Annotated in this window: 3 protein-coding genes and 3 pseudogenes; 3 read left to right on the top strand and 3 right to left on the bottom strand. The window is 68.8% G+C overall.

What is annotated here, in order from left to right; genetic code table 11:
* Together ACIGXJ_RS35055 and ACIGXJ_RS35050 are read left to right on the top strand one after the other, a co-directional pair.
* Positions 1 to 100: pseudogene (locus tag ACIGXJ_RS35055) on the top strand (IS5/IS1182 family transposase); the annotation flags it as partial.
* A gap of 88 nt (positions 101 to 188) precedes the next feature.
* Positions 189 to 391 (top strand): annotated as a pseudogene (locus ACIGXJ_RS35050) (transposase); the annotation flags it as partial.
* On the opposite strand, the pseudogene ACIGXJ_RS35045 reads toward ACIGXJ_RS35050, so the two are convergent.
* From ACIGXJ_RS35045 to ACIGXJ_RS35035, 3 genes and pseudogenes are all read right to left on the bottom strand, one after another.
* Positions 357 to 1,070, bottom strand: a pseudogene (locus ACIGXJ_RS35045) (IS5 family transposase); the annotation flags it as partial. The pseudogenes ACIGXJ_RS35050 and ACIGXJ_RS35045 overlap by 35 nt on opposite strands.
* A gap of 41 nt (positions 1,071 to 1,111) precedes the next feature.
* A complete protein-coding gene (locus ACIGXJ_RS35040) occupies positions 1,112 to 3,430 on the bottom strand; it encodes a beta-L-arabinofuranosidase domain-containing protein (RefSeq protein WP_399654252.1) in 2,319 nt (772 codons plus the stop codon).
* A gap of 65 nt (positions 3,431 to 3,495) precedes the next feature.
* Positions 3,496 to 4,920 (bottom strand): family 43 glycosylhydrolase, encoded by a 1,425-nt coding sequence (locus ACIGXJ_RS35035; protein WP_399654286.1) that lies wholly within the window; start codon positions 4,918 to 4,920, stop codon positions 3,496 to 3,498.
* Positions 4,921 to 5,384: 464 nt separating this feature from the next.
* Between ACIGXJ_RS35035 and ACIGXJ_RS35030 the strand changes: the two genes are divergently transcribed.
* Positions 5,385 to 6,815, top strand: coding sequence for a glycoside hydrolase family 43 protein (locus tag ACIGXJ_RS35030; protein WP_399654249.1), 1,431 nt, complete (start codon positions 5,385 to 5,387; stop codon positions 6,813 to 6,815).
* The last annotated feature ends 30 nt before the right edge of the window (positions 6,816 to 6,845 follow it).

Genomic DNA, 6,845 nt, shown 5'->3' with positions numbered 1-6,845 from the left:
CGACGCCCTCGCCGCAGCGGGCCTCACATGCTGGGCGGATAAGGCGTATCAAGGAGCCGGCAGACCTGTCCGCGTCCCGTTCCGGGGCCGCCACCAATCGTCGTAGCGAGCGCCCGCCGCAGGTCACCCGCCTGGATCGCGGCACTGGTACGGCCATGCCCGACAGCGGCTGACTGGTTCTAACGAGCTGGGACCACTTGGAGCCGCTGCTGCAGCGTGAGCGTAGGTATCCGGGGCGCAAGCCGTTGCCTGACCGGGACGTGCTGTGCGGAATCTTGTACGTGCTGCACACAGGCATTCAGGGGGACCACCTGCCGCAGGACCTCGGCTTCGGGTCGGGCATGCCTGTTGGCGGCGGCTGCGGGGCTGGGGTGGCGGGTGGCGATCGCGCGGAACTGATCGAGGCGGTTGAAGCAGCGCTCGACCACGTTGCGGGCCTTGTGGAGCCCGCGGTCGAAGGCGGACCGTCTGCCGCCGGCCTCCCCTCGCCGTCGGCGAGACGAGGGCGCCCGGCGCCTGTCCGGGGCACCCAGCCCATCCAAGGCGGTGGAGTGGTTGACGTCGCCGGGCGCGACGACGACAGCCAGGCAGGCCCCGGCCGTCGCAGGCGAGGTGGAGCTTGGTGGTCACCCGCCCCGGGACCGGCCCAGCGCCTGGCCGGCCGACGGACGTGCCGGATCTTCCAGATCGTCCCCCGCCGCCTCTTTGTACGGGCCCCGGCGGCGTGCTGACGGGCCCGGCTGATCGTGGAGTCGACCGACACCGTCCACCTCACGGCTCCGACGGAGTCGTCGCGGACCTGGACCTGCTCGAGCAGGCGAGCCCAGGCTCCGTCCGCTTCCCAGCGGGCGAACCGTTCACAGGTCGTCTGCCACGGCCCAGGGCCCGTAGCGTTCCGGCAGGTCACGCCACGCAGCGCCGGTCCGCAACCGGCACAACACCTCGTTGCTCATCTGCCGGTGATCCCGCCACGGACGGCCGCGACCGTCAGTACCAGGCAACAGGTGCGCTGTCCGCTCCCATGCCGCATCCGTCCACTCACCCTGCAGGGTCCGCACCTCTGACCACATCGACGACCGACCTGGCCATCAGTCACGGCAAGCACCCTTGATCACTGGTTTCTCACGATGCGCCACCGGTTGTCGGCCGTGCCGTCGTCCGAGTCCTGGATGGCGAACGCGCCCACAGCGGTGGAGTTGTTCGCGATGGCGAGCAGCTTGCCGCTGTGCACGTTGCGGATCTTGTAGGTCCCGTCTCCCTGGTCGAGTAGCGTCCATCTGTGGTCGGCGGTGCCGTTGTCCGTCCACTGCAGGACGGTCGCGCCGTCCGTGGTGGCCATGTCCTGGACGCCGAGCACCTTGCCGCTGTGGGCATTGCGGATGCGGACCGCGTTTCCGTCGGTGACCATCTGCCAGTTGTGGTCGGCGGTGCCCGAGTCGTGCCACTGCAGGGCGCGGCCCCCGTCGGCCGTGGACATGTTCTGGATGCCCAGCACGAGACCGCTGCCCGCGTTGGCGAGACGGACGGTGCCGGTGCCGCTGGTGTTCCAGTAGACCGTGTAGTTGTGGCCGTGCGCGTCGTGGAACGGGCCCAGGTGGACGGTGGAGCCGTTGGCGGTTGCGGTGAAGGCGAGCGAACTGCTGCTGGTCCGTGAGATCGAGGACGTGGTCAGCGACGGGAGGGAACTGAGTGCGGAGTCACCGTAGTTGCCGGACAGGACCACCGGGCCATAGGTGATCGCGGCGACGTTCGCGTTGTCGTTGGCCGCGCGCACGACGATCCGCATGGGCAGGCGGACGGTGACCGTGTCACCGGCAGTCCACGAGCGGTTGAGAGTGGCGTAGCTGCCGGGCTGGGTGGCGATGTTCTGCGCCGCGCCGTTGACACTGATGGTGGCCCCGCTGGTCCAGCCCGGGATGCGGATGCGCATCGCCCAGGTTCCGCTGACGTTGCCGGTGACCTGCAGGGTCGTGGTGTCGCCGACGGGGTACGACGTGGTCTGGGTGACCGTGATTCCGCGCTCCGACCAGTTGAGCACCGAGGGCACGAACAGGTTCACGATCAACGTGTCGTCGCTGCGGAAGTAAAGGGAGTCCATCAGCCTGGTGTGCATCTCCAGGCCCGTGCCCTGGCAGCACCAGAAGGTGCCGTAGTCGGTGCTCCAGGTACCGCCGCCCCACGCGGGGCCGACACCGCGTCGGCCTCCCGGGTTGAGCGGGGTGAAGTAGGTGACGTGGCCGTGGGGGTCGGCCGGGTTCTGCTGGCCGATCATCTGGTTCAGCCAGGCCCGCTCGTAGTAGTCGAACAGCTCGGCCCGGTTCGGGTCGAGCGCGAACAACTCCCGAGTGAGGCTGAGCATGTTGAAGGTGTTGCAGCTTTCACACGTGTCCTTGTGCAGGTAGCCGGCGATGGCGTTCGGGGCGCGGAAATGCTCCGCCTGGCTGTTGCCGCCGATGGCATAGGTGTGGTTGCTGACGCAGAAGTTCCAGGCGTTGGTGGCGATGTCCCGGTAGCGGGTCGTGCCGGTGGCCTTGTACTCCCGGACGGCCCCGATCCACTTCGGCACCTGGGTGTTGGCGTGCAGTCCGTTGAGCTGGTCCTGGCCGGACGCCAGAGGGTCGAACACCGCGGCGTGGTCGAACCGCCGGGCGACGGTGAGCCACCGCGCGTCGCCTGTCTGCTGGTAGAGATCGGTCAGCACGGCGTTCATGCCGCCGAACTCGGTTCCCAGCATGGCCTGCATCTGCTGGCCGCTCAGCCGGCCGGTGCGCCGGTCGACCCATCCCGCCAGGGCGAGCAGCACGTCCCGGGCCTGCGTGCTGCCGATGTGGCGCCATACGTCCAGCAGGCCGGCGAGGGTCTTGTGGATGGTGTAGTACGGCACGTTGCCGTTGCTCAGGGTCCGCTGCTCGAGAGCGGTGAAGTCGGACTCGGGGTAGCCGGAGAGGTACCCGGCGTCGAAGCCGGCGGCACTGTTGTTGGCCTGGCATCTGGCCAGCTCCGCGACCATGTGGATCGCCTTGTCCCGGCAGGTGGTGTCCCCGGTCACCGCGTACAGCTGTGCCCATGCCGTGAGGAAGTGGCCTTGGACGTGGGTGCGGAAGGGGAAGTCCGGCGCGTCCCAGCCGCCGTTCGCCGCCGCGCCGTTGGTGGACAGCCGGTGGTTGGCGCGGAAGTTGTACAGCAGCCGGTCGACATCGACGAACCGCAAATAGTTCCGCGTACGGTCCTGGTTGTCCAGCCACCGGCTCGCGGTGAGCCGGACCTGGCCGAGTGCGAAGGGGTGCGCGGAGACCCCGATGTCGGCCCTTGCGGGAGGGACGGCCGCCGCGTGGGCGGGTGCACTGCCGATGAGGGATCTGGTGGCGGAGGCGGCGGCGGTGGCCCCGGCCGCTTGCAGGAGGTGCCGTCTGCTGATGGGGGAAGACATCGTGCACCTTTCATGACGAGAGAGTCCGTCGAAGCCGCCCGAGGGTAAGAGGCAGCAGTGGTGGCTCACTGGGTGTAGAACGTGGCGTCGGCCCGGTCGGTCGCCGTGCTGGGAGCCTGGACCCGCAGCAGGTAGTCGAAGTGGCGGATGTAGCGGCCCGGGAGGTTGTACGACTCGTACGAGACGCCGGCGGAGTCGGACAGGCCGGCCCGGGCGGTGAAGGAGGCGTCACCGGCGAACAGCGGCGTTCCGTCGTTCTTCTCCACCCACACCTCGTAGTTCCTGTGGCGCAGGAACCAGCCGGGGAGGTTCGCCGACTCCAGGGAGACGGTGCCGCTGCCGGCAAGACCGGTGACGACGCGGAACTGCGAGTCGGCCAGCGGGGAGACGTTCGGCTCGATCCTGGCGCGGTACTCCCAGTGCCGGACGAACCGGTCGGGGAAGTTGTAGGAGGAGAGTCGGATCGGAGTGCTCCCGTCGGCGACCGGGATGCCGAAGTCGGGTGTGCCGTCGGCCCTCCAGTAGATCTTCTGGACGCGGGTGCGGCGGTTGGGGTCGTTGAGAGGGGCACCGCTGATGTCCCTGTAGCCGCGGTCGTGGTAGACGAGGATGTCCGACCTGCCGTCCTCGGAGACCGTGAACTGGTTATGCCCGGGGCCGTACTGGCCGGTGGCGACGTTGCTGGCGAAGACCGGGTTCGCGGTCTTGGCCCACGACGACGCGCGCAGCAGATCGGCCGAGGCGGACGCGGTCAGCAGGCCCATGCAGTAGTTGGCGTCCGTGGCACTGGCCGAGAAGGTCATGAAGACCTTGCCGCCCCGCTGGATCACGGCCGGCCCCTCGTTGACCGTCTCGCCTCCGGCGGTCTCCCACGAGGCGGTCGGCCGGCTGATCATGACCGGTGTGCCGGTGATGGCCCACGGGCTGGACATCCGCGCCATGTAGAGGTTGGTGCCGCGGCCGACGGCCGGATCGTGCTGCGCCCAGGAGAGGTAGCGGGTGCCGTTGACGGCGAAGGTCGTCGCGTCCAGGGAGAAACTGTCCAGCGGCAGTGCGATGCGGCCCTTCTCCGTCCAGGCGCCCGCGATCGGGTTCGCGGCCGTGCACTCCAGGACGTACGGCCGGATCCGCCAGATGTCGTTCGCGTCGCCGGCGGCGAAGTAGATGTACCACTTGCCGTCGATGAAGTGGATTTCCGGAGCCCAGATGTGCGCGCCCATCACACCGCTGGAGTGCTTGGTCCAGACGGTCGTCTCGGGGGCAGACGTGAGGCCCTGGATCGTGGTGGCCCGGCGCAGCACGATTCGGTCGTACGCCGGGACGGTGGCGGTGAAGTAGTAGAAGCCGTCCGTGTGTTTGTGTATGTGCGGATCGGCCCGCTGCTCGGCGATGGTGTTCGTGTACGTGACACCGGGGGATGCGGGAGCGGCGGCGTGGGCGGTATCGGCCGATACACCGCTGAGGGCGGCGGCGGCCGAGCCGGTGATCATGCCGAGGGCCTTTCGACGGGTGAGCGCAGGTCTCACGGAGTCTCCCTCCGGTGTCGGTATCTCGAACGTCGTTCGTAAACCCGGCCAGAACATAGATCCTGCACCTGCCCGGGTCAACGCTTCTGTCATGAAAGGCGGTTCGAGGGCTTGAAGGTGGCCGGGAGGGAGGTTCCGGCGTCCGGACTCGGTCAGGCCGGACGTATTGACGCCCCCTGTTTCGCCCCCTATCGTCTGCTCGATCTTGCGAACGCCGTTCGATATATCGCACAACTCGGCTGACGGGACAGCGGGTTGGCCGCGGCGGCCGCCCCGGCCGACCACCGGGAGGAAACGCCGCCCGGGCGCAACAGCTGTCGCCGAGAAACCACCAACCGTCCCGCTGCGCCGCGCCCAACCGCGCTCGGATCAGCCCACCGCATCGTCCGGCCCCGCCGCCCCACACGGCAGAACGACAGGAGATGTGCATGTCCGTGCTTCGCGCCCGGCTGTCGGCGATACTGCTCGCCGCCTGCCTCCTCTTCACCGGCCAGACCGTGACCACACCGGACCGGGCGGCCGCTGCCGACCCGGGCTACCTGATGGCGCACTTCATCGGTGAGGGGTCGACCGGTCAGCAGATCCACTTCTCGCACAGCACGGACGGCCTGAACTGGAGGGACCTCAACGGCGGCGGGATGACCCTGCGTTCCACGGTGGGCACGCGCGGGGTGCGAGACCCCGCACTGGTGCGCTCTCCCGACGGGAGCCGGTACTGGATCATCGCGACCGACCTGTGCATCGGCTGCGGGCAGAACTGGGACCAGGCCATCAACGACGGCAGCCGCAACCTCGTGGTGTGGGAGTCCACGGACCTGGTCACCTGGTCACAGCCGTGGCTGCTCAACGTCGCCGGCGCGATCCCCGACGGGCGCAACGCGTGGGCGCCGGAGGCGATCTGGAACCCGGCCACCAACGACTACGTCCTGTACTGGGCGACGAACAAGCCGGTCAACGGCGTGAAGAAGCACCGCATCTACTACGCGCGCACCCGCGACTTCCGCTCCATCACCACTCCGCAGATCTACATCGAGCGTTCCGGCACCCAGGAGATCATCGACACCCAGATCGTCGCGCTGCCGGCCGGCGTCGGCAGCCACCGCTACGTACGGGCCTCCGGCGACGGCCAGATCACCCTCGAAGGCAGCAGCTCGATCCTCGGCCCCTGGACCCACCTCGGCAACCTCTCCGGCATCGGCCTGACCGGTGCCCAGGTCGAGGGCCCGATGTGGATGAAGTTCCGGGACCGCAACGAGTGGACTCTCTACCTCGACCAGTACGCCTCGAACCGCGGTTACCTGCCGGTCGTCACGACCGACCCGTCCGCCTCCGGCACCTACCGGCTTCCGGCATCGGGAAGCTACTCCATGGGCGGCACGAAGAAGCGGCACGGTTCGATCCTGGAGCTGACGGCCGCCGAGGAGAGCCGCGTACTCGCCCGCTGGGCCGACAGCCCGGCCAAGCGGCTCCAGTCCTACAACTTCCCGGACCGGTACGTGCGGCACGCCGACTTCGACGTGCGCATCGACCAGAACATCACCGGCCCGGACGCCCAGTTCCGGCTGCGGCCCGGCCTGGCGGGCTCCGGCACCGTGTCCTTCGAGTCGGTGAACTACCCCGGCTACTACCTGCGGCACTCCGGCTACGACTTCCAGCTCGCCCACAACGACGGCACCACCCAGTTCGCCGCCGACGCCACCTTCCGCCAGGCCGCCGGGCTCGCCGACCCGACCTGGTCGTCCTTCCAGTCGTACAACCATCCCGACCGCTACATCCGCCACTACGCCTACCAACTCCGCCTCGACCCGATCACCACCGCGACGGGACGCGGAGACGCCACCTTCCGCGTGACGAGCTGACCCGACGCCGACAGGGATTCCGGCCGAGGT

Source organism: Streptomyces sp. NPDC053367 (assembly GCF_044545925.1).
Classification (GTDB): domain Bacteria; phylum Actinomycetota; class Actinomycetes; order Streptomycetales; family Streptomycetaceae; genus Streptomyces.
This window is presented reverse-complemented; position numbering and strand designations above follow the sequence as displayed.

Excerpts from the sequence above, each read along its gene's own strand:
- ACIGXJ_RS35040 (WP_399654252.1), bottom strand. The coding sequence starts at position 3,430 with ATGTCTTCCCCCATCAGCAGACGGCACCTCCTGCAAGCGGCCGGGGCC.
- ACIGXJ_RS35035 (WP_399654286.1), bottom strand. The coding sequence starts at position 4,920 with ATGATCACCGGCTCGGCCGCCGCCGCCCTCAGCGGTGTATCGGCCGAT.
- ACIGXJ_RS35030 (WP_399654249.1), top strand. The coding sequence starts at position 5,385 with ATGTCCGTGCTTCGCGCCCGGCTGTCGGCGATACTGCTCGCCGCCTGC.